Origin of the sequence: Novosphingobium album (ex Liu et al. 2023) (genome assembly GCF_029076845.1) — a bacterium.
Taxonomy (GTDB): Bacteria; Pseudomonadota; Alphaproteobacteria; order Sphingomonadales; family Sphingomonadaceae; genus Novosphingobium.
The window spans coordinates 329,355-349,053 of sequence record NZ_JARESE010000001.1 but is presented as its reverse complement, the minus strand read 5'-3'; the positions used below and the strand labels follow the sequence as shown (position 1 = coordinate 349,053).

Genomic DNA, 19,699 nt, shown 5'->3' with positions numbered 1-19,699 from the left:
CTCCGATCCGCCGTCACGCTCGGCCCGGTCATGGCGAGCAGGCCCGTCGGAGCGGGGTGACGCGTATGGGAATCCTCGATCGCCAAGTGGCAGGTATCTCCAAATCCAAAGACGGGCGCGCTTAGACCCGGCATGGCGGACGCGCAAGTTCAGCCATAGCGCTGGCCCAGCATGTGCCAGGCCGCGCGCAGTCCCAGCGCGTCGCCGCCCTTGGGCCGGCCCGGCTTGGCGACGGGGCGCCAGGCGAAAGTATCGAAATGTGCCCAGTCGCTGTCCTTGGGCACGAAGCAGTCCAGGAACAGCGCCGCCACGCTCGCGCCGGCAAAGCCGTTGGTGTGCGCGTTGTTGATGTCGGCGATATCGGATTTCAGGTATTCGCGATAACCGCCGTAAAGCGGCAGGCGCCAGCAGGGATCGTCATGCGCCTCGCCCGCTTCGAGCAGGGCCCGCGCGGTCGCGTCCTCGCGCGCGAAAAGCGCCGGCAGGTCGGGCCCCACCGCGACGCGGGCAGCGCCGGTCAGCGTCGCGAAATCGAGGGTCAGGTCGGGCTTGCCCTCGCCCGCGCGCGCCAGCGCGTCACCCAGCACCAGCCGGCCTTCGGCATCGGTGTTGCCGATCTCGACCGAGATCCCCGCGCGCGAACGCAGCACGTCGCCGGGGCGGAAAGCATTGCCCGACACCGCGTTCTCCACCGCGGGCACCAGCATGTGCAGGCGCACCGGCAGCGCGCGCGAAATGATCAGCCGCGCCAGCGCCAGCGCATGGGCCGCCCCGCCCATGTCCTTCTTCATCAGCAACATGCCCGAGGACGGCTTGATATCGAGCCCGCCCGAATCGAAGCACACGCCCTTGCCGACGATGGCGACGCGCGGATGCGCCGGGTCGCCCCATTCCAGCTCGATCATGCGCGGCGCGTGGGCGCGGCCGGCGGCGCGGCCGACCATGTGCACCATGGGAAACTCGCGCTCCAGCACATCGCCGCGCGCGACGCGGACTTCCGCCTTGAACGCCTTGGCCAGCGCTTCGGCCTCGGCCTCGAGCTGGGCGGGGCCCATGTCCTCGGCCGGGGTGTTGACCAGATCGCGCACCAGCTCGACCGCGCCGGCCTCGGCGGTGATCGGCTCGATCGCCTTGGCATCGCGGCTGAGCAGCACGCGCGGGCCTTCGTCGGGCGCATCGCTGCGATAGCGGTCGAACCGGTATTGTCCGGTGATCCAGCCGAAGGCCGCCGCGCCCGGATCGCCGCCCTCGCGGCGATAAGTGCCGGCGGGCAGGACTTCGGCGAGGCGGGCCATGCACCAGCTCGAAAGCACATCGGTCCGGGCGACGCCGGCGACCACGGCCCACTCGTCACCTTCGGCGACGATGGCATGGCTGTTCGGCTCGGCTTCGAACTTCTGCGCGGCCAGCGCGGCGCGCTGGGGCGCCGGGCGGCCCTTCAGGAAATCCGCGAGGCCTTCCTTGTCGACCAGATGGAGGGGAATCGCCTTCTGGCCCCGATCGGGCTGGATCAATGCGTTCTTGTCGGTCATTGCCTTGCCCTCTAGCCCTAGCGGCCAGTCCAGCGCGAGAGGAAAAACGATGCGTCGAACCGGGTTTGCCTTGTCAGTCGTGCTGCTGGCCGCCGCCTGCCAGCAGGAAGCGCCCGCGCCCGGCCCGTCCGACACGGCCGGCGACTCGCTGGCCGCCGATACCATGTCGCTGGAATCCGACGCGCCGGTGGAAGCGCCCACCCCCGTGGCCGAAGGACGCGAGGAGAAGCTGTCCAACGAATATTTCGAGTTCGACTATTCCTATCCCGCCGCCGCCGCCCGCTATCCCTCGCTCAAGACGCTGCTCGACCGCCGGCTGGTGGAAGCGAAGCTGGAACTGGAAGCGGCCGCCCGCAAGGACAAGCGCGAAGCCGAAGCCGACGGCTATCCCTTCCGCCCGCACAGCGCCGGCACGGCGTGGAAAGTCGTGGCCGACCTGCCCGACTGGCTGTCGCTGTCCGCCGAAATCTATGCCTTTTCCGGCGGCGCCCACGGCATGAGCAATTTCGCGACCCTGCTGTGGGACAAGCGCGTGTCGATACCGCGCAAGCCGGTGGACCTGTTCGCTTCGGGCGCGGCGCTGCGCGGCGCGATCCAGCAGCCGTTCTGCGACGCGCTGAACCGCGAACGCGGCAAGCGGCGCGGGCAGCCGGTCAACCCCGCCAGCGGCGACGAATTCGACGCCTGCCTCGATCCGCTGGAAAGCACGCTGATCCTGGGCTCTTCAAACGGCGCGACGTTCGACCGGATCGGCGTGCTGATCGCGCCTTATGACGCGGGGCCTTATGCCGAAGGTTCCTACGAAGTGACATTGCCCGTGACGGACGCGGTGCTTGCGGCGGTGAAGCCGTCGTTTCGCCCGGCCTTCGCGCTCGGGAGTTAGGTTTGGTCGGTAATTGGCGCATACCCGTACCGGCCCGCTCCTCCACCCGGCCTGCCATCGGAATGATACGCTGTGGGAGGACGGGTGGGGGAGCGGGCCGGTGCCGCCACGAAATGCGCTCTTCCGCGCATTTTCCAGACAAACCCCAACCCACTCGCATTTCTGCGGCCCTGACGCTACATAGCCACGATGACCGAATACCAGACCATCACCGCCGAAGAAGTCGTCCTGCGTGACGGCACGATCAAGCTGCACGGACCCGAAGGGTTCGCCGGGATGCGCAAGGCCGGGCGCCTTGCCGCCGAGATCCTGGACGAGATCGCCCCCCTGGTGCAGCCGGGCGTGACCACGGCGGCGATCGACGATGCCGTGCGGCAGATGACGCTGGACGGCGGCGCGGTGCCCGCCACGCTGGGCTATCGCGGCTATGAGCACAGCTCGTGCATCTCGATCAACCATGTCGTGTGCCACGGCATTCCGTCGGAAAAGACGCTGAAGGAAGGCGATATCGTCAACATCGACGTAACGCCGCTGCTCGATGGCTGGCACGGCGATTCGAGCCGGATGTACCTGGTCGGCGATGTCGCGCTGAAGGCGCGGCGGCTGGTCGACGTGACGCACGAGTGCCTGATGATCGGCATCGAGCAGGCCCGCCCCGGCGCGCGGCTCGGCGATATCGGCGCCGCCATCCAGACCTATGCCGAACAGAACCGCTATGGCGTGGTCCGCGAATTCTGCGGCCACGGCGTCGGGCGGCTGTTCCACGATGCCCCCGAAGTGGTGCACGCGGCGCGTCCGGGCACCGGGCCGGTGCTGCGCCCCGGCATGTTCTTCACGATCGAGCCGATGATCAACCTGGGCAAGTCGCCGGTGAAGCTGCTGGCGGACGGCTGGACGGCGGTGACGCGCGACAAGTCGCTCTCCGCGCAGTTCGAGCATTCGATCGGCATCACCGAGGACGGCTGCGAGATCTTCACGCTGAGCCCCAAGGGCCTGCACAAGCCGCCGTATTAAGCACGGGCAGAATAGCCCTCTCCCCTCCAGGGGAGAGGATTGGGAGAGGGGCCGCGTCAGGCCCCACCCCGCTCAGCTTCGGCCAGGCTCGCTACTCTCGCAAGCCTGCGTATCTCTCCCCGGCGGGAAGCGAGCGTCAGTCCCGCGCGGCCCGCACCGCCGCGCCGCCGGCGAACGGGGCGATCGCCAGCAGGACCAGGCTGACCGCGCCGGTCAACGCGATGCCGCCCTGGCCGCCGGTCGAAAGGCTGCCCGCGCCGAAGATCAGCAGCGGCACCGCCATCGGGATCACCAGCAGGCCCGACAGCGCCGTGCCGCCGCGCAGCCCCGCCGTCAGCGCCGCGACCGTGACGCCCAGCGCGGCGAGGCCCGGCGTGCCGGCCAGCAGGCCCAGTTCCACCGTGCGCAGCGCAGCGCCTTCCAGCCCCAGCAGCGCGGCGGCGGGCAAGGCGGCGAGCATCAGCGGCGGGCCGAAGCTCAGCCAGTGGGCCAGCACCCGCACCGCGACGATCCATTCCTCCGATATGCCGCGCAAGGCCCACTGATCGAACAGGCCAAGCTCGATATCGGGCTCGATCAGCCGGTCGAGCGGGAGGATCGCGGCCAGCAGCGCCGCCACCCAGATCACCCCGCCGCCCGTGCGCGCCAGCAAGGGCGCATCGGGCCCGACCGCGAAGGGATAGAGCATCGCGACCGCCAGGAAGAACAGGATCGGCAGCATGGCCCCGCCGCGCCGTCCGCCGAAGGCCAGCCGCGCCAGATCGCGCGCCAGCAAGGTCCCCATGCGGCCGATCACGCCGCGAACTCCGCCAGATCGAGCCGGCGCATGGCGGCCAGCGCGAAAGGCTGGTGCGAGGCGACCACGGCGATCCCGCCCGCCCGGCAATGTTCGGCCACCAGCGCCTCGACCAGCGCGACCGCGTGGGCATCCAGCCCGTTCAGCGGCTCGTCGAGCAGCCACACCGCCGCCTGCTGGCCGATCAGCCGGGCCAGCGCGGCGCGCTTGCGCTGGCCGGTGGAAAGATAGCGCACCGGCACGTCGCTCAGCCCGGCAAGGCCCAGCCGGGCGAGCTGGTTGTCCACCGCACCGTCGAGCCGCTGCCAGAAGCGTAGCGCACGGCCGAGCGGCATGTGCGGATCGAGCGCGGGACGCTCGTCGATCAGGCCGATCGTCCCGGCCCGCTCCACCGAGCCGGCGAAAGGCCGCATCAGCCCGGCCAGGATGCGGATCAGGCTGGACTTGCCGATGCCGTTGGCCCCGGCCACCTGCAGCGCCTCGCCGCCCGCAAGCTCAAGCGCCAGCCCACGGAACAGCACGCGGTCGCCGCGCCGGCAGGCCAGGTCTGTTGCGGCGATGCGTACCCCTTGCATGGCCAAGGGCGATAGTTGAAAGCACGCGCACTGCCAAGGAGAGCGCCATGGTCCCGACCCGATTGACCGATACGCAGCGCGATGCCGCGCTGGCCGAACTGCCCGAATGGCGCTTGCGCGGCGATGGCCTGGCCATCGAGCGCAAGCTGGCCTTCGCCGATTTCGCCGAGGCGTTCGGCTTCATGGCGCGCCTTGCGATCCATGCCGAGAAAGTCGATCACCACCCCGAATGGCGCAATGTCTACAACCGGGTGGAGATCACGCTGACCACGCATGACGCGGGCGGCCTCAGCCTGCGCGATGTCGCCATGGCGCGCGCCATCGACGCGATGCTGTGATGCGCCGCACCCCGCCCGCGCTGGCGATCTTGGCCGTGCTGGCGGCGCCGGCCGGCGCGGCCGAGCCATCGGCGCCGGCCTGGGCCGGGGTGTGGCAAGGAACCATCGGCAACCTGCCGGTGCGCGTCTGCCTGCAAGCCTCGCCAGGCGGCTACAGCAACGGCTCGTACTATTACCTCAGCCGCAAGCGGCCGATCGTGCTGGAGCGCGAGGATGACGGCAACTGGAGCGAGCGCGACGGTGGCGACGTGACCGGGCACTGGAACCTTGCGGCCCGAACCACCGACAGCCTGGCCGGCGATTGGCGGCAAGGCGCGCGCCGCCTGCCGATCGCGCTGACGCGCATGGCTTTTTCGCAGGCGGATGACCGGCCCTGCGCCAGCGATGCCTATTCCGCGCCGCGCGTGGTGCCAGCGCGGGTCTTGCGCAGGCCCGCCCGGCTTGGCGCGTTCGCCTATACGGAGTTGACTTACGATGTCGGGCCGAATTTCGAAGATGTCTCGATCGTCAGCTTCGCCTATCCCGAAAGCGAGCCGGGAGACCGCGCGATCAACGCGGCGTTGCGGTTCGATCCGGCCTTGCGCGATGGCGATGCCGATTACCTCGGCTGCTTCGAAGGCGCGCTGGGCAGCCTGGGCGTCGATGGCGATTTCCAGGCCGCGCGCGTACCCAAGCTGGCGAAGCGCGATTTCCTGGTGGTTCAGGAAAGCTTCGGCGGATCGTGCGGCGGTGCCCATCCCGATTACGGCTATGAATGGCGGGTGTGGGACCGCCGCGATGGGCACGAGATCGACCTGGCCGGCTGGCTGACCGACAAGGCCATTGCCGAGCGCGGCGAAGGCAAGGGCGCGCGCCGGATCACGCCGGCCCTGCGCGCGCTGGCGATGCGGCACATGGCGATCACCGATGCCGAATGCCGCGAGGCGGTGGCGCGGGAAGACTACTGGTTCCTCGGCCTGGCCGAAAATGGCTTCCTCATGACCCCGGCGCTGCCCCATGTCGTCGTCGCCTGCGCCGACGATGCCCTGGTGCCGTTCAGCGCGCTGGCGGCGTTCCTGGCCCCCGCCGGCCGGCAAGGCCTTGCCCGCCTGCGCGGCGCAAGGTGATCCGCCGGTTCAGAACGTGCCTTTGATCGAAAGGATGAAGATCGGCCCGATCAGCCGGTCCCGGCTTTCGCGAAAGGCGATGGGCGAGGCCCCGCGCATGCCGGTATAGACCACGCGTTCGCGGCGGGAGCGGGCATTGGCGATATTGTTCACCGCCGCGCGCACCGTCAGCCCCAGGATATCCTTGTTCTCCACGAAAGCGTCGATCCACATCGGCCCTTCCCACACGCGATCCTGCTGGTTGCTGCGATATCCGGGCTGGATGTGCTCGTGATAGAGGCCGCTGCCCCAGGCCCAGTCGCCACCGGGAATATCGTGGCGCAGGTTCAGTTCCACCAGGCGGTCGCTGAAGCCGTTCCAGTTGCGCTTTTGCCCGGTGAAGGGATCGCGCAGGCTTGAATCCTGCAACAGCACATGCGTGTCGAGCCGCGCGCCTTTCCAGCCGAGCGGCGCGAGTTCGAGCGTCGCGTACCAGTCGAACGCGGCCGCCCTGGCCTTGGCGATATTGCCCACCGCCTCGCCGCCGCCGGCAACCGGAATGATATCCACCCGGTCCTCGACATCGCGATAGGTCAGGATCAGCTTGGTCGATCCCCAGCGGCCCAGCCGCTTGTTCGCCTCCGCCTCGATCGACCAGTCCTGTTGCGGGCGCAGGTCCGCGTTCGAGGCGTTCTGGTTGTTGTCGTTCAGCGAGACGCTGGCGAGGAAATCGTAGAATTCGAGCTGGAGCACGCGGCGCTGCAGCTTGACCGACAGATCGAAGTCCTTCGCCGGCTTCCAGGCGAGCGAGACCGTGCCCTTGGGCCGGAAGAAGCTGCGCGTCGCGCCGCCCAGCCCAGTCTGGCTGATCGTCGAATGCTCGGCCCCGGCGGTGATCTGGAGCGAGAGCGTCTTGCTGATCGGCCGCCCGAAGCTGAGCATCGCTTCATAGCGATCCTCCCGCACCCCGCCGGTGCCATCGGGAAAATCGACGCTGACGAAGGCCGCGCGCACGGGATCGAATTCCGCCAGCGTCGCCACGCTGTCGAGCGTGTTGAACGCCGCCTCGCCCGATAGCTGCCAGTCGCCCCCCAGCATCGTCCAACCATATTCACCGCGCGCGATGGTTTCCGCCAGGTCGCTGGTCTGCGTGAAGCGATCGCCGCTGGCCGCCGACCCGTCGATCGGACGGTCGATCACCTCCTGCCGATAGGGTTCGTGGCGCGCGTTGGTCAGGCCGATCAGCTTGAGCCGGCCGGGGCCGAGCGCGAATTCATAATCGCCGCTGATCTCCCAGTTGCGCGTGTCGTTGTTCTCACGAATGCGACGGCGCCGATCGGCAAGGTCCGGCGATCCGGTGCGCAGGCTGGTTTCACGGTAGTGGTCCCAGCTGCGCTGGACGTGGCCGGCAAGGTGCCCGACCGAGGAACCCGGCCCATCGAGCGTGAGCCGCCCGGTGAGCTTGGGCGCATCGTAGTTCGAGGTCCATTCGTCGCGGCGCCGCTCGATGATCAGGCCCGCGGCATCGCGGATCAGCGTCGGCCCGCCCGCCGCGCTGCGGCCCGCGTCCGCGTTGTTGAGCCCCAGCTCGAACTCCACCGCGCCGCTGCGCCCGCTGACCGAGATGTCGCCGAACGTATAAAGCGCGTCGGCATAGTGCGCCCGCATCCGCCCGACCCAGGAAAACTGGCCGGAGAAGCCGTCGGCCTTGTAGACCACATCGGCGACCTGGCCCGAAAGCCCCGGAATATCGAGCGTGGCGCCATCGAGGATCTCGATCCGCTCGACATTGGCGGCCGGAATCCGGTTGAGCTGGGTGTAGAGATCGTCCGACTTGTTGGACGGGCGCGCGCCGTTGAACAGCACGTTGCCGGTCGCCTGGCCCAGCCCGCGCTGGGTATCGCTCTCGCGGATCGAGAAGCCGGGCACACGCGTGAGGATGTCCCACGCGTTGCGCGGCGCGAAGCGGGCGAAATCGGCCGGAACGAAGACCTGCCGCTGCGCCGCATCAGGCCTGGCGGGCGCGGGCGCCTCCGCCGTCACCGGCAGCTCGGTGCCCGCTTCGGCCCGGGCAGGTGCCGGGGCCAGAGGCAGGCCGGCCCCGATCAGCAGGGGCAAGGCGCGGAAATGTCGTCGCATTGTCCCTCCCTATGGCGTCAAAGCGGGCACGCATCGCCCTTCTACCGAAAAGTGCCAAATATTCCCTTGCCCGCACTGCCCGCGCGAACCGGGCCCGGCGATCCCCGATCGACCAACGGCGGACAACCATCTACGAATGTAGTCGGTTTGCAGCCCTTGGCCTACAGCCAGCCGGCCTGGCGATACCACTGCGCCGTCGCCTTCAGCCCCGCGTGGGTTTCGATCCGGGGCGTCCAGATCCGGCCCGGCACTGCGGCGCCCCGGCTGACGATCCAGTCCGGGTGGCTGAAATAGGCAGCGCGGTCGGCCGTCATCTTCGCGCGCGGGCCGCGCAGCATCCGATCGAGCCGGGCGGCGCGTTCCAGCGCCGCGCGCGACAGGCCGATGACGCGCGGCTGGCGCCCCACCGCCGCGCCGATCGCGCGGGCCAGCTCATGGTGGCTCCAGCCGCCGATCCGGCCATCGTCGGGCTCGAACCTGGCGCCGACAGGAGCCGTCCCGGCGCTGGCCAGCGCCACCAGCAGGTCGGCCAGATCCTCGACATGGATCACCGAGGCCCGGCCTTGCGCCGGCACCGGCACGAAGCCCCACTTGGCCGCGCGGAACAAGTCGAGCATCTCGCGATCATGCGGGCCATAGATCGCCGGCGGGCGCACGATCGTCCAGTCGAGCCCGCTGGCCGTGACCAGCTTTTCCGCCCGCGCTTTCGAGGCGCCATATGCCGAAAGCCCCGGCTCGCGCGCCGAAAGCGAGGAGACGAAGATGAAGCGGCGTACGCCTTCGGCCAGCACGGCTTCGATCAGGTTCATCGTGCCGGTGACATTGCCTTGCTCGAAGCCATGCGGATCGGGCGCGTTGACCACGCCCGCGACATGGATCACCACCGCGCAGCCGCGCACCAGCGCCGCCAGCGCCTGAGGGTCAGCCAGATCGCCCGGCACCCAGGCCACGCCCTCGCGCGGTTCCTGCGGCTGGCGCGCCAGCGCGGAAAGCCGGCGGCCGCTCGCCAGCACCCGGTCGATCAATGCCTTGCCGACGAAGCCCGTGCCGCCAGTGAGCGCGATGGTCATTTGAGGACGAGCTGGTCGCGGTGGACCACGGCCGAACGCGGCGCATAACCCAGCAGATCGGCGTGCGCGCTGGTGTGATGGCCCATGATCCGCGCGCATTCGCGCGAATCGTATTCGGCCAGGCCATGCGCGACGATCCGGCCTTCGGCGCCGGCGATGGCGACGGGATCGCCCCGCTCGAAGCTGCCTTCCACCCCGACGATGCCTTTGGCGAGCAGGCTGGAGCCGCGCGTCAATGCCGCCTCGGCGCCCGGATCGACCCGCAGCGTGCCTTTCAGCCGCAGTCGCCCGCCCAGCCACGCCTTGCGCGCGGCGGCCTTGCGGCGGGGCAGGAACAGCGTGCCGGTGCCGGTTGCCAGCGCGCGCGCGATCGGCGTTGCATAGGTGCCGTTGATGATGGCGAGCGAGATGCCCGCCAGCTCGGCGATCTGGGCCGCCTGCAGCTTCGATGTCATGCCGCCCGAGCCCATGCCCGAGCCCGACGTGCCGCTGGCCATCGCGTGGATTTCCGGCGTGACGCCTTCGACCAGCGGCAGCAGGCGCGCCGCCGGATCGCGCGGATCGCGATCGTAAAGCCCGTCAACGTCGGACAGCAGCAGCACCGCGCTGGCCCGCGCGGCCTGCGCCACGCGCGCGGCCAGCCGATCGTTGTCGCCGAAGCGGATTTCCTGCGTGGCCACCGAATCGTTCTCGTTGATCACGGGCACGGCGCCCGCATCGAGCAGCCGGGTCAACGTCGCGGTGGCGTTGAGGTAACGGCGGCGATCCTCAAGATCCTCCAGCGTCAGCAGCAACTGCGCGGCGGGATAGCCCTGCGTGCCGAAGAATTCAGCCCAGAGGCTCGACAGCGCGATCTGCCCGACGGCGGCGGCGGCCTGCGCATCGGCCAGGCTGCCGCGCCCGCCCTTTTCCAGCCCGAGCCGCGCCGCGCCCAGCGCGATCGCGCCCGAGGACACCACGATCACATCCTGCCCGCGCGCGCGCGCGGCAGCCAGTTCCTCGACCAGTTCACCCAGCCAGCTTCGCCGCACCCCTTCGGGCCCGACCAGCAGCGACGAGCCGACCTTGACCACGAGACGCGGACAGGCAGCCTTGTCGGCCAGATCGGAAAGGCGGGTGATGGACATGGGCGGGAAACTGACGGTCCGTTTGAAAAGGCGCGGAAAGAGCGCATTTCGCCGCGGCGGCAGGCGCATTTCCAAACGCGCCCTTAGGCGAAGTTGCCCGGCAGGAAAACCGCATCGTGCGGATCGGCCTGTGGAGAGTACGCCCCGCCCCGTCCGTCCGCCTTGCGGGCTTCCGGGCAAATGCGGCTTCACGGCGCCGCCCGACGGGCGTATCCTGACTTGGTTCATCGGCAAACGGAGTCTGGCCCCATGCCTTCAACCTTGCGGAACATCGGCCGACTGGCGCTGACCGGCATAGCCTTGACGGTGTTTGCCGTCCCCGCCAGTGCCCAGATCGCGCCCCGGGCCCCGCCGGGGAGCGAAAGTTCGCCCGATATCTTCGATGTGGGGCCGCACGATGCGGCCATCCCGCTCGACCGCAAGCTCGACGATGCCCGCGACAGCATCCATCGGGGCCGCAAGAACGGGGAGCTTTCGAAGGCCGAAGCGCGGGCCTTGCGCAAGGACGCGCGGCTCACCGGCACGCTGGCCGACCGTTACGGGCAGGACGGCACCTCCGATGCCGAGCGGCGCGAACTCGATACGCGCGTCCAGGTGCTGCAAAGCATGACCAACGCCCAGCGCTTCCAGACCCGCCAGAAGCCCTGAAAGGCCGGTATCGCGCCGGGCCGGCTCAGCGGCTCACAGCGGCGACCACGGCGTCTCGTCGTCCTCTTCGCGCTCGCCATCGGGCCGTTCGGTCACGGTGGCGGCCGGCAGGTAGCTGATCACCGCATCGAGCAGCGCGTCCATGCCCTGCCCCGTCGCACCGGAGATGGGGAACACCGCGTCGGCGCCCGCATCCTTCAGTTCCTCGGCGAAATCGGCGGCAAGCTCGGCATCGGCCAGGTCGATCTTGTTGAGCGCGATCAGCCGGGGCTTGTCTTCCAGACCGGCGCCATAGGCTTCCAGCTCTTCCTCGATCACTTGCATCGCCTCGGCCGGATCGGTCCCGGCGATGTCGATCAGGTGGATCAGCACGCGGCAGCGCTCTATGTGCCCGAGGAAACGATCACCGATGCCCGCGCCGTCGGCGGCGCCGGCGATCAGGCCGGGAATGTCGGCCAGCACGAATTCGCGCGCCTTGTGCCGCACCACGCCAAGCTGGGGGTGGAGGGTGGTGAAAGGATAGTCGCCGACTTTGGCCTTGGTGTTGGTCAGCTTGTTGATGAAAGTGGACTTGCCGGCGTTGGGCAGGCCGACAAGGCCGACATCGGCCAGCAGCTTCAGCCGCAGCCACACCCACATTTCCTGCGCGGGCATCCCCGGCTGGTGCTGGCGCGGGGCGCGGTTGGTCGAGGTCTTGTAGCTGGCGTTGCCGCGCCCGCCCATCCCGCCTTCCAGCAGGACCACGCGCTGGCCGGCATCGACCAGATCGGCCAGCACCGTTTCGCGATCCTCGTCATCGATGATCTGGGTGCCGACCGGCACCTTGATGACCAGCGACTGGCCGGCCGCGCCATTGCGGTCCTTGCCCATGCCGTGGCCGCCGCGCGGCGCCTTGAAGTGCTGGGTATAGCGAAAGTCGATCAGGGTGTTGAGCCCGGCCACCGCCTCGAACACGATATCGCCGCCGCGCCCGCCGTTGCCGCCATCGGGGCCGCCATATTCGATGTATTTCTCGCGCCGGAAACTCACGGCCCCCGGCCCGCCCGCGCCGGAGCGGATATAGATCTTGGCCTGGTCGAGGAAGTGCATTGGCTTGTTATCCGGCGGTCTTGAGAACTTGTCGAGTCGAGCGAGCGCGCGGCGAGCGACTGCGGGCCCGCCCATGCGGCGGTGGCTCATGTCCTCATCCGGCCTCCCCTTCGGGGCACGCGGGCGGGAAGGTCGGGTGGGGGCGTGGGCCGGCTTGCCGCGCGAGGCCGCACGTCAGTGCGGCCGGTCAACGCAAAATCAATTACTGGTGGAGCCGAGGGGGATCGAACCCCTGACCTCGTCATTGCGAACGACGCGCTCTCCCAGCTGAGCTACGGCCCCGTTCCAGCAATCGCGCGAAGCGGCAGCCCCGCGTCGCGAGCGGCCCCCTTAGCGGAGACCTTCCGCGCTTGAAAGAGCAAAATTCTCTTGCCGGCGCTTTGTTTATCGCAAGCGGCTTACTGCGAAAGACCCTGCACGCCCAGCACTGCGGGGGCGACCCCGACCGGCTGCGCGCCATAGCGGGCTTCCCATGCGGCCAGATCGGCGCGGTACTGATCGAAGCTGTTGAAGAACTCACGGAACGGCGTGTCCACCCGCGACAGCCCGAGCATCGTATAGCCTTCAAGCTGGCCGGCCGGAATCGCCTGCACTTCGTTCGACATGGCCAGCGCCGCGTTGCAGAAGGCCGGCATCACCGGCGGCAGCGCGAAATAGTTGTACACCTGCGTCTGGTAGGTTTCCCGCTCGCGGATGTAGCTTTTCGCGCCGTAGTTCTGCTTGAAGGTCTTATCCAGTTCCTTGTTCACCGCCGTCAGCGTCTTGGCGTGGGTCTTGAGGAAATGGCTGTAGCCCGCCAGGATCGGCGCATATTGCGGATCGAGGCAATTGAGCGCCGCGACGTTATAGGCCGAACGCAGGTTCCACAGCGCCTGCGCCGCCGAAACGCCGCGATTGACCGTGATGCGGGTGCCATCGGGCGCCAGCGGCGGCACCGTCAGCCCGGCCGGAGCACCCAGCGGCGGGTTGGGCCGGGGCGGGATCACTACCACGACAGGCGCGGGCGGTGGCGGGGGCGCCGGCTTGGGCGCGCAGGCGGCCAGCGCGGCGATCGTCGCGACAATCGCGCTGCCGGCGAAAAATCGTTTGGATAGAACGTGCTTCACCGAAACCACTCCATGCATCATGGCGATGGTCTAGCGCCGCTTGCCGGCAAAGGAAATGCCCGGCGCGACGACAATCGCACCGGGCATGTAGATTAATGTGGATGTATGCGCGATTAGTTGCGGTTGCCCATGAAGTTCAGCAGGAACTGGAACATGTTGATGAAGTCCAGATAGAGGCTGAGCGCACCCATGACGACGGCCTTGCCCGCGAACGGCGTGCCCGCGACCATATAGTATTCCTGCTTCAGCCGCTGCGTATCCCAGGCGGTGAGACCGGCGAAAATCAGCACGCCCAGCACCGAGATGGCGAGTTGCAGAACGGTCGAATGCAGGAAGATGTTGATCAGCATCGCAATCAGGATGCCGAACAGCCCCATGACCATGAACGAGCCCATCGCCGACAGGTTCTTCTTCGTCGTGTAGCCCACCAGGCTGAGGCCCGCGAAGGCCGCGGCCGTCGCGAAGAAGGTGGTCGCGATCGACTGCGCGGTGAAGACGAGGAAGATCGTCGAGAGCGAGAGGCCCATGACAACGCAGAAGCCCCAGAACAGCGCCTGGAGCGTCGCGGTCTGCATACGGTTCGCGCCGAAGCTCATGCCGAACACGAAGCCGAGCGGCGCCAGCGCGACCAGCCACCACAGCGGCGTGCCGATGATCTGCGCGGCCATGCCCGAACGTGCGAACAATAGCGCGACAATACCCGAAAGCAGCACGCCCGAGGCCATGTAGTTATAGATGGACAGCATGTGCTTGCGCAGGCCGGCATCATAGACAGTGCCAGCCGCGCGCCCATCCAGGCTCGGAGACGCACCGAAGCCCGGACGGGGCTGGGGGTCGTTCCAATTGGCCATTTCAAACTCCCTTTACCCGGCAAATGCGCCCAACGCGCGCCGGATAGACGCAATATCGCGTTGCGACCTTAAGTTTTCAAGAAAAACACGGTCCGATGCCGTGTGTCAAAGTGTATCACTGCGCCCGCGCCGCTTGCGCCATCTCGGCGCTGCGGTCATGCGCGGCCCGCATCGCGGCGGCGACCAGGCCCGCCAGCGCCTCGTCCCGGTCCAGCACGTCAAGCCCGGCCTGGGTCGAACCGCCGGGGCTCGCGACGCGGCGCGCCAGTTCGCCCGGCGCGTGCTCCGACCGTGCGGCCAAGAGCGCGGCGCCTTCGACCATGGCCAGCGCCAGCCGCTGCGACTGGCCCGCCGACAGCCCGAGCGCGACCGCGCCTGCCGCCAGCGAATCGATGAAGCGATAGACGAAGGCAGGGCCGCAGCCGGCCAGCGCGGTCAGCGCATCGAACAGCGCTTCGCTCTCCAGCCATTCGGGCGTGCCGAGGGGCGCCATCAGCGCCACCACATCGGCGCGCGCGGCCGCGTCCAGCCCGCGCGCCGCCAGCGCGATCGGCGACTTGCCGATGGCGGCGGCCAGGTTGGGCATGATCCGCACGATGCCGGCCGCGGCCGGGAAGCGCGCGGCCAGGCTGTCCATCTCGCCCCCCGCCAGGATCGAGAGCAGCACGGTGGCGCCGCCCACCAGCGGGGCGAGCGAGGGCGCCACGGCGTCCAGCGCTTGCGGCTTGACCCCCAGCAGCACCGCATCGAACGGCCCGGCCGGCAATTCGCGCAGCAGCGTCACGCCGGACGGCGCCTCGGCCATGTAGGGATCGACCACGGTGAAACGCGCGGGCGAAAGGCCACCCGCCAGCCAGCCGGCCAGCATCGCGCCGCCCATGTTGCCGCAGCCGACGATCAGGATCTTGCCAAAACGGTCCAATTCCAACTCCTTGCGCGAACCGGGTTACGCTTCGCCGGCCGCATCCACCAGCGCCGCCGCCAGCGCCTCGGCCGGCGTCTTGTCGCCCCAGAGGATGAACTGGAACACCGGGTAGAACCGATCGCATTCCTCGATCGCGGCCTCGACGATCATCTGCGCCTGCGAGGGGCCGAGCAGCCCGTCGTCGCCCAGCATCAGGCCGTGCCGGTACAGGATCACGCCGCCGTTCGACCAGACATCGAAATGGCCCAGCCAGAGCTGTTCGTTGATCAGCGCCAGCGCTTCGTAAAGCGCGGTGCGCTTGGGCTCGGTCACGCGGATCTCGGGCAGGCACAGCAATTGCAGCACGCGATCCTCGGGCCGCCAGATCGCCTGGAACTGGTATGTCGTCCAGCTCCCTTTCACTTCGGCGGAGATCTCGTCCTCGCCGATATATTCGTAAGGCCAGTCGCGCGCCTCGAACAGCGATGCCAGCATCTCAACCGGAGCCGCATCGTCGTCCTGTCCGATATCGTCCTGCACAGTTCTCATCGTTCCCGACATCCGTCCTCCTGGGTCGCCGCTTGGATGCTTCGGCAAGGGGGCGATGCACAATGCGGCCGGCCATAAGGCCTGCGCAAAACTCGATAACCCTGTTTACAGGATGTGGATAAAACTTTTCACCATGTTCCCGCGCTCATTTGGCGGGCAGCGCATCGACGACTTGCCCGGCGGGGCTGGTCCAGATGTGAGACCCGTCGATCCCGGCCTTGTCCAGCTGGGCGATGAAGGCGGTGGCGGCCTTGTTGCTTTCGAACGGGCCGGCCAGGATGCGGTTGGTCCGCCCCATGTCGCTGACATAGGCGGACTTGCCCTTGAACAGCGTTGGCGCCTGCTTGCTCCATTTGCGCCAGTCATAGGCGATCGCCGCCTTGTCGCGCCCGACGCCAAGCTGCACCCAGATTCGGCTGGGGTGGCTGGGCGGCGCGGGCTTGGCCGGCTTCTTGGCCGCCGCCTTCTTGTCGGCGGCGGCGGCGGTCTTGTCGGCCGCTTTCTTGTCGGCGGTTTTCTTGTCTTCGGGCGGTGTGGCGTCGGCCGGCCTGGCTTCGGGTTTCGGCTCGGGCCTGGCGGGTTCGATCTTGCGAATGTCCACCGCGCCCGAAATCGGCGCGGCCTGGGCCGAAGGGGTGCCGAGATCGGCGAAAGCCTCGGCAAGCGAAAGCCGCTCCCGCTCGGCCCGCGCGGATTCGGCAAGACCGGGCGTCGGCAGACCGGCAGCCACGGCGGCGGCGCGCGAGGCGGTTCCGGCCGGCGTCGCCGCTTCGAGGATATCGGCGGGCGACCGCTCGGCGGGCGGGGCCGTGCCGCCTTGCGAACTCGGCAGTGCGGAAAGATCGAAGCCGGCGTTGGGTGCGGCCCCCGGCGTCGAGGATGCCGGCGCGGGCGTCGGCACCGACGCTGGCGTGCTGGACGCGGGGGCCGGCAGCGAGGTCGCCGGTGATGGCGCCGCCGGCCTGGGCGCGGCGTCGGCCACGGCGACTCGCTGGGCCGCGACCGACGGTGGCGGGGCCGGCGTGGGCGCCGCGGCCGGTGTGGGAGCCGAAATGGGCGTCGGCGTCGCGTTGGCGAGGACCGGCGGCAATTCGCCGTCGCTGTCGCGCTCGATCGCGGGCTTGGGATCGGGCGGAGCGACGCGGACGGTATCGGCCCTGGCCAGCCGGGTCGCCTTGGCGGCGGCCTCGCGCGTGCTCGCGCGCGCCGCGCTCGCCTTGGTGCCGGACGCGGCCGCACCGTCCTTGCCCAGCGGCTTGCCTTGCGGGATCAGCGCGGCATCGGCGGCGGCAACGGTCGGCCGCGCGCCGAGCCTGGGGGCATAGGCGGCGATGCGCGGGTCGTCGTGGCCGATCTCGGAGGCGCGCGGGAACTTGCCGAGATTGGCCGCCGCCGCCTGCTGGGCCGGCGTCAGCCGGGGCATGTAGCGCAAGTAGGGCGCGATGCTCTGGGCAAGCTGGCCGGGCAGGATGGTCTCGGCGATCTGCACCGCCTGCTTGGTGTCGCCCGCGATCGCCAGCGTGAAGGCGCGCGTGCGCCAGGCCGGCTTGTCCTGCTTGCGCAGCAGCGGCATCAGCGTCGCTTCAGAACCCTTGGCATCGCCGGCAATGGCCTGGCTCAGCGCCAGGCGCATACGCACTGCGTCATCGTCCTTGCGGCTCAAGGCATCGGTGTAGAATTTCTGCGCGGTCGCGTTGTCGCCCACCAGATCATAGGCCAGGCCCCGGTCCGCGCCGATATCGGTCGGCGTGGCGCCGGCTTTTTCCGCCTGCTCGAACAGCGGGATCGCATCGACCGGATTGCCGCTGAGCACCATCGCGCCGGCCAGCCCGGCCTTGACCTTGGGATTGCCGGCTGCGATCTGGTCGGCCCGCTTGAAGAAGCCGGCCGCCGCCTCGACATCGCCCATCGCGTTGGCCGCCTCGCCCGCCTCGATCAGCGCATCGACATCGCGCGGATCGCGGCCCAGCCGCGACAGCGCGGCATTGAGGCGCAGGGCATCGCGCCCCGGCAAGGGCTGGACCACCGCGCGCGACACGGTGGGCACCGCGCCCTGCGTCTGCGCGATGCCGCACGCGGGAAAGCCCAGCGCCGCCGCCACGGCGGCGTTCGCGAGATAGCCCGCAAGCCTTCGATCGAACCTCAAACCGGCAACCACCTTCCTTGCAAACGGCAAGAGGCGCCGTGCCCGAGCATCGCTGCCCGGACAAGCCCGTTGCGGCAGGCAAGCTGAACCCAGCGCGAACGGGCCGGCACGGGCGAAAGGCGCGGCCGGAACCGGCCCCGCCTCGCCCAGCCGGGGCTTACTGGTTGTTCTGGCGCCCGAGGAAACGCGGAATGCTGATCGAACCGCCATCATCGTCCGATTCGCCGCTGTCCTCGCCCGCCGCCTTCGAACTGCGCGACAGGTTGGCCATGCGTTCGAACAGCGTGCTGCCAGAAGCCGCCGCGGCCCGGCCGGGCGCGGCCGGCGCCGCCGGTTCCTCGGCGGCGGCAGCCCGGCGCTTGACCGAAAGCGGGGTGATCGGTTCGTCCTGCCCGGCCAGCCGGTCGGCATCGGCCAGCAGATCGTCCTGCCGCTGGGCCGGCGCTTCCTCCGGCTGGCTTTCGAGCTGGTCGAAGCCGAGATCGAGCGGTTCGCCGCGCGTCGGGCGCACCCCGGTCAGGCTGGCATAGGCGCTTGCCGGCTTGCCGGCATCGGCATCCTCGATCTCTTCGCTGGCGCCCAGTTCCAGTTCGCCGGGCATGTCGTCCGGCTCCTGGCCAGCGGCTTCCTCGCCAGCGAAAGCGTCAAGCTCCAGCGGCGCGGCCTCGGGTGCGGGCGGCGGCGCGAAGGCGGGCGCGGCAGGCGCTTGCGGAGCGGGAGCGGTGCCGCGAGGGCCGCGCTCGAACAAGGGCTGCGCCTCGCCTTGCGCCGGAACGGCGGGCCGCACCGGACCGCGCGACATGCCCAGGTTGAGCGGGCGCGAGGCCTCTTCGGCCTGCTGCGCGGTCTGCTCGATGCCGGTGGCCACCACCGAGACGCGGATCTTGCCTTGCAGGTCCGGGTTGAAGGCCGAGCCCCAGATGATGTTGGCGTCCTGATCGACCAGTTCGCGGATGTGGTTGGCCGCCTCGTCGACTTCGAGCAGCTTCATGTCGTCGCCGCCGATGATCGAGATGATCACGCCCTTGGCGCCCTGCATCGACACGCCATCCAGCAGCGGATTGGCGATGGCGCGTTCGGCCGCTTCCAGCGCGCGGTTCGGGCCTTCGCCCTCGCCAGTGCCCATCATCGCCTTGCCCATCTCGCCCATCACCGAGCGGACGTCGGCGAAATCGAGGTTGATGAGGCCGGGCATGACCATGAGGTCGGTGATCGAGCGCACGCCCTGCTGCAGCACTTCGTCGGCCAGCGAGAACGCTTCCTTGAAGGTGGTTTCCGCCTTGGCGACCAGGAACAGGTTCTGGTTGGGAATGACGATCAGCGTATCGACGTGCTTCTGCAGTTCCTCGATGCCCGATTCGGCCGCGCGCATCCGGCGCGTGCCTTCGAACAGGAACGGCTTGGTGACGACGCCCACGGTCAGCACGCCCTTTTCGCGCGCGGCCTTGGCGATGATCGGCGCGGCGCCGGTGCCGGTGCCGCCGCCCATGCCGGCGGCGATGAAGCACATGTGCACGCCATCCAGCACGCGGTCGATCTCCGCGATGGTCTCTTCGGCGGCGGCGCGGCCGACTTCGGGCCGCGATCCGGCGCCCAGGCCCTGCGTGATATCGGGGCCAAGCTGGATGCGGCTTTCGGCGACGGCGTTGTTCAGCGCCTGCGCGTCCGTATTGGCGACGACGAAGTCCACCCCTTCGATCTGCGCCTGGATCATGTTGGCAATGGCGTTGCCGCCCGCGCCGCCCACGCCGATCACGACGATCCGCGGGCGCAACTCTTCGATGGCCGGCGGTCCGATATTAATGCTCATCTTGCTCTCCTGGCAGACACGCTCGGATTAATCCCTT

Annotated in this window: 18 protein-coding genes and 1 tRNA gene; 5 read left to right on the top strand and 14 right to left on the bottom strand. The window is 69.0% G+C overall.

Annotation, left to right across the window (positions count from 1 at the left end; all coding sequences use genetic code 11):
* Positions 1-149 precede the first annotated feature (149 nt).
* Entirely contained in the window at positions 150-1,532 is a 1,383-nt protein-coding gene (locus tag PYV00_RS01655; RefSeq protein ID WP_275226502.1) for a leucyl aminopeptidase family protein, read from the bottom strand.
* 49 nt (positions 1,533-1,581) lie between these two features.
* Between PYV00_RS01655 and PYV00_RS01650 the strand changes: the two genes are divergently transcribed.
* Together PYV00_RS01650 and map are read left to right on the top strand one after the other, a co-directional pair.
* The gene (locus PYV00_RS01650; protein ID WP_275226501.1) at positions 1,582-2,415 is read left to right on the top strand and encodes a DUF4163 domain-containing protein; all 834 of its coding nucleotides are present in this window, start codon (positions 1,582-1,584) and stop codon (positions 2,413-2,415) included.
* Between the two features lie 189 nt (positions 2,416-2,604).
* The gene (gene map, locus PYV00_RS01645; protein WP_275226500.1) at positions 2,605-3,429 is read left to right on the top strand and encodes a type I methionyl aminopeptidase; all 825 of its coding nucleotides are present in this window, start codon (positions 2,605-2,607) and stop codon (positions 3,427-3,429) included.
* A 136-nt stretch (positions 3,430-3,565) separates the two neighbouring features.
* On the opposite strand, the gene PYV00_RS01640 is transcribed toward map, so the two are convergent.
* Positions 3,566-4,213 (bottom strand): heme exporter protein CcmB, encoded by a 648-nt coding sequence (locus PYV00_RS01640; protein ID WP_275226579.1) that lies wholly within the window; start codon positions 4,211-4,213, stop codon positions 3,566-3,568.
* An 8-nt stretch (positions 4,214-4,221) separates the two neighbouring features.
* On the bottom strand, positions 4,222-4,800 hold the full coding sequence (gene ccmA, locus PYV00_RS01635) for a heme ABC exporter ATP-binding protein CcmA (protein ID WP_275226499.1): 579 nt from the start codon (positions 4,798-4,800) through the stop codon (positions 4,222-4,224).
* A gap of 47 nt (positions 4,801-4,847) precedes the next feature.
* On the opposite strand from ccmA, the gene PYV00_RS01630 reads away from it, so the two are divergent.
* Positions 4,848-5,138: a 4a-hydroxytetrahydrobiopterin dehydratase gene (locus tag PYV00_RS01630; RefSeq protein ID WP_275226498.1), complete on the top strand. Its 291-nt coding sequence runs from the start codon at positions 4,848-4,850 to the stop codon at positions 5,136-5,138.
* Positions 5,138-6,244 (top strand): hypothetical protein, encoded by a 1,107-nt coding sequence (locus PYV00_RS01625; RefSeq protein WP_275226497.1) that lies wholly within the window; start codon positions 5,138-5,140, stop codon positions 6,242-6,244. The genes PYV00_RS01630 and PYV00_RS01625 overlap by 1 nt, the downstream gene beginning before the upstream one ends.
* A gap of 9 nt (positions 6,245-6,253) precedes the next feature.
* Here the strand turns inward: PYV00_RS01625 and PYV00_RS01620 are convergent, their stop codons facing one another.
* The 3 genes from PYV00_RS01620 to proB all read right to left on the bottom strand — a co-directional run bounded on the left by PYV00_RS01620 (position 6,254) and on the right by proB (position 10,559).
* Positions 6,254-8,362, bottom strand: a complete 2,109-nt coding sequence (locus PYV00_RS01620) for a TonB-dependent receptor plug domain-containing protein (RefSeq protein ID WP_275226496.1) — start codon at positions 8,360-8,362, stop codon at positions 6,254-6,256.
* A 161-nt stretch (positions 8,363-8,523) separates the two neighbouring features.
* A complete protein-coding gene (locus PYV00_RS01615; RefSeq protein WP_275226495.1) occupies positions 8,524-9,432 on the bottom strand; it encodes an NAD-dependent epimerase/dehydratase family protein in 909 nt (302 codons plus the stop codon).
* Positions 9,429-10,559 (bottom strand): glutamate 5-kinase, encoded by a 1,131-nt coding sequence (gene proB, locus PYV00_RS01610; RefSeq protein WP_275226494.1) that lies wholly within the window; start codon positions 10,557-10,559, stop codon positions 9,429-9,431. Before proB ends, PYV00_RS01615 begins: the two co-directional genes overlap by 4 nt.
* Positions 10,560-10,808: 249 nt before the next feature.
* On the opposite strand from proB, the gene PYV00_RS01605 reads away from it, so the two are divergent.
* A complete protein-coding gene (locus tag PYV00_RS01605; protein ID WP_275226493.1) occupies positions 10,809-11,207 on the top strand; it encodes a hypothetical protein in 399 nt (132 codons plus the stop codon).
* 33 nt (positions 11,208-11,240) lie between these two features.
* On the opposite strand, the gene obgE is transcribed toward PYV00_RS01605, so the two are convergent.
* From obgE to ftsZ, 8 genes are all read right to left on the bottom strand, one after another.
* Positions 11,241-12,296: a GTPase ObgE gene (gene obgE, locus PYV00_RS01600; RefSeq protein WP_275226492.1), complete on the bottom strand. Its 1,056-nt coding sequence runs from the start codon at positions 12,294-12,296 to the stop codon at positions 11,241-11,243.
* Positions 12,297-12,502: 206 nt separating this feature from the next.
* A tRNA-Ala gene (locus PYV00_RS01595) sits at positions 12,503-12,578 on the bottom strand.
* A 116-nt stretch (positions 12,579-12,694) separates the two neighbouring features.
* Positions 12,695-13,402: a hypothetical protein gene (locus tag PYV00_RS01590; protein WP_275226491.1), complete on the bottom strand. Its 708-nt coding sequence runs from the start codon at positions 13,400-13,402 to the stop codon at positions 12,695-12,697.
* Positions 13,403-13,515: 113 nt separating this feature from the next.
* On the bottom strand, positions 13,516-14,253 hold the full coding sequence (locus tag PYV00_RS01585) for a Bax inhibitor-1/YccA family protein (RefSeq protein WP_275226490.1): 738 nt from the start codon (positions 14,251-14,253) through the stop codon (positions 13,516-13,518).
* Positions 14,254-14,368: 115 nt separating this feature from the next.
* Complete coding sequence (locus PYV00_RS01580) at positions 14,369-15,175, bottom strand: pyrroline-5-carboxylate reductase family protein (protein ID WP_275226488.1); 807 nt, start codon at positions 15,173-15,175, stop codon at positions 14,369-14,371.
* 24 nt (positions 15,176-15,199) lie between these two features.
* Positions 15,200-15,706, bottom strand: a complete 507-nt coding sequence (locus tag PYV00_RS01575) for a YbjN domain-containing protein (RefSeq protein WP_275226487.1) — start codon at positions 15,704-15,706, stop codon at positions 15,200-15,202.
* Positions 15,707-15,851: 145 nt separating this feature from the next.
* Complete coding sequence (locus PYV00_RS01570; protein WP_275226486.1) at positions 15,852-17,852, bottom strand: tetratricopeptide repeat protein; 2,001 nt, start codon at positions 17,850-17,852, stop codon at positions 15,852-15,854.
* 157 nt (positions 17,853-18,009) lie between these two features.
* The gene (gene ftsZ, locus PYV00_RS01565) at positions 18,010-19,662 is read right to left on the bottom strand and encodes a cell division protein FtsZ (RefSeq protein WP_275226485.1); all 1,653 of its coding nucleotides are present in this window, start codon (positions 19,660-19,662) and stop codon (positions 18,010-18,012) included.
* Positions 19,663-19,699 lie beyond the last annotated feature (37 nt).

What these genes read in the sequence shown, in the direction of transcription:
- PYV00_RS01655 (WP_275226502.1), bottom strand. Translation starts at nt 1,532, where the DNA reads ATGACCGACAAGAACGCATTGATCCAGCCCGATCGGGGCCAGAAGGCG.
- PYV00_RS01650 (WP_275226501.1), top strand. Translation starts at nt 1,582, where the DNA reads ATGCGTCGAACCGGGTTTGCCTTGTCAGTCGTGCTGCTGGCCGCCGCC.
- map (WP_275226500.1), top strand. Translation starts at nt 2,605, where the DNA reads ATGACCGAATACCAGACCATCACCGCCGAAGAAGTCGTCCTGCGTGAC.
- PYV00_RS01640 (WP_275226579.1), bottom strand. Translation starts at nt 4,213, where the DNA reads ATGGGGACCTTGCTGGCGCGCGATCTGGCGCGGCTGGCCTTCGGCGGA.
- ccmA (WP_275226499.1), bottom strand. Translation starts at nt 4,800, where the DNA reads ATGCAAGGGGTACGCATCGCCGCAACAGACCTGGCCTGCCGGCGCGGC.
- PYV00_RS01630 (WP_275226498.1), top strand. Translation starts at nt 4,848, where the DNA reads ATGGTCCCGACCCGATTGACCGATACGCAGCGCGATGCCGCGCTGGCC.
- PYV00_RS01625 (WP_275226497.1), top strand. Translation starts at nt 5,138, where the DNA reads ATGCGCCGCACCCCGCCCGCGCTGGCGATCTTGGCCGTGCTGGCGGCG.
- PYV00_RS01620 (WP_275226496.1), bottom strand. Translation starts at nt 8,362, where the DNA reads ATGCGACGACATTTCCGCGCCTTGCCCCTGCTGATCGGGGCCGGCCTG.
- PYV00_RS01615 (WP_275226495.1), bottom strand. Translation starts at nt 9,432, where the DNA reads ATGACCATCGCGCTCACTGGCGGCACGGGCTTCGTCGGCAAGGCATTG.
- proB (WP_275226494.1), bottom strand. Translation starts at nt 10,559, where the DNA reads ATGTCCATCACCCGCCTTTCCGATCTGGCCGACAAGGCTGCCTGTCCG.
- PYV00_RS01605 (WP_275226493.1), top strand. Translation starts at nt 10,809, where the DNA reads ATGCCTTCAACCTTGCGGAACATCGGCCGACTGGCGCTGACCGGCATA.
- obgE (WP_275226492.1), bottom strand. Translation starts at nt 12,296, where the DNA reads ATGCACTTCCTCGACCAGGCCAAGATCTATATCCGCTCCGGCGCGGGC.
- PYV00_RS01585 (WP_275226490.1), bottom strand. Translation starts at nt 14,253, where the DNA reads ATGGCCAATTGGAACGACCCCCAGCCCCGTCCGGGCTTCGGTGCGTCT.
- PYV00_RS01575 (WP_275226487.1), bottom strand. Translation starts at nt 15,706, where the DNA reads ATGAGAACTGTGCAGGACGATATCGGACAGGACGACGATGCGGCTCCG.
- ftsZ (WP_275226485.1), bottom strand. Translation starts at nt 19,662, where the DNA reads ATGAGCATTAATATCGGACCGCCGGCCATCGAAGAGTTGCGCCCGCGG.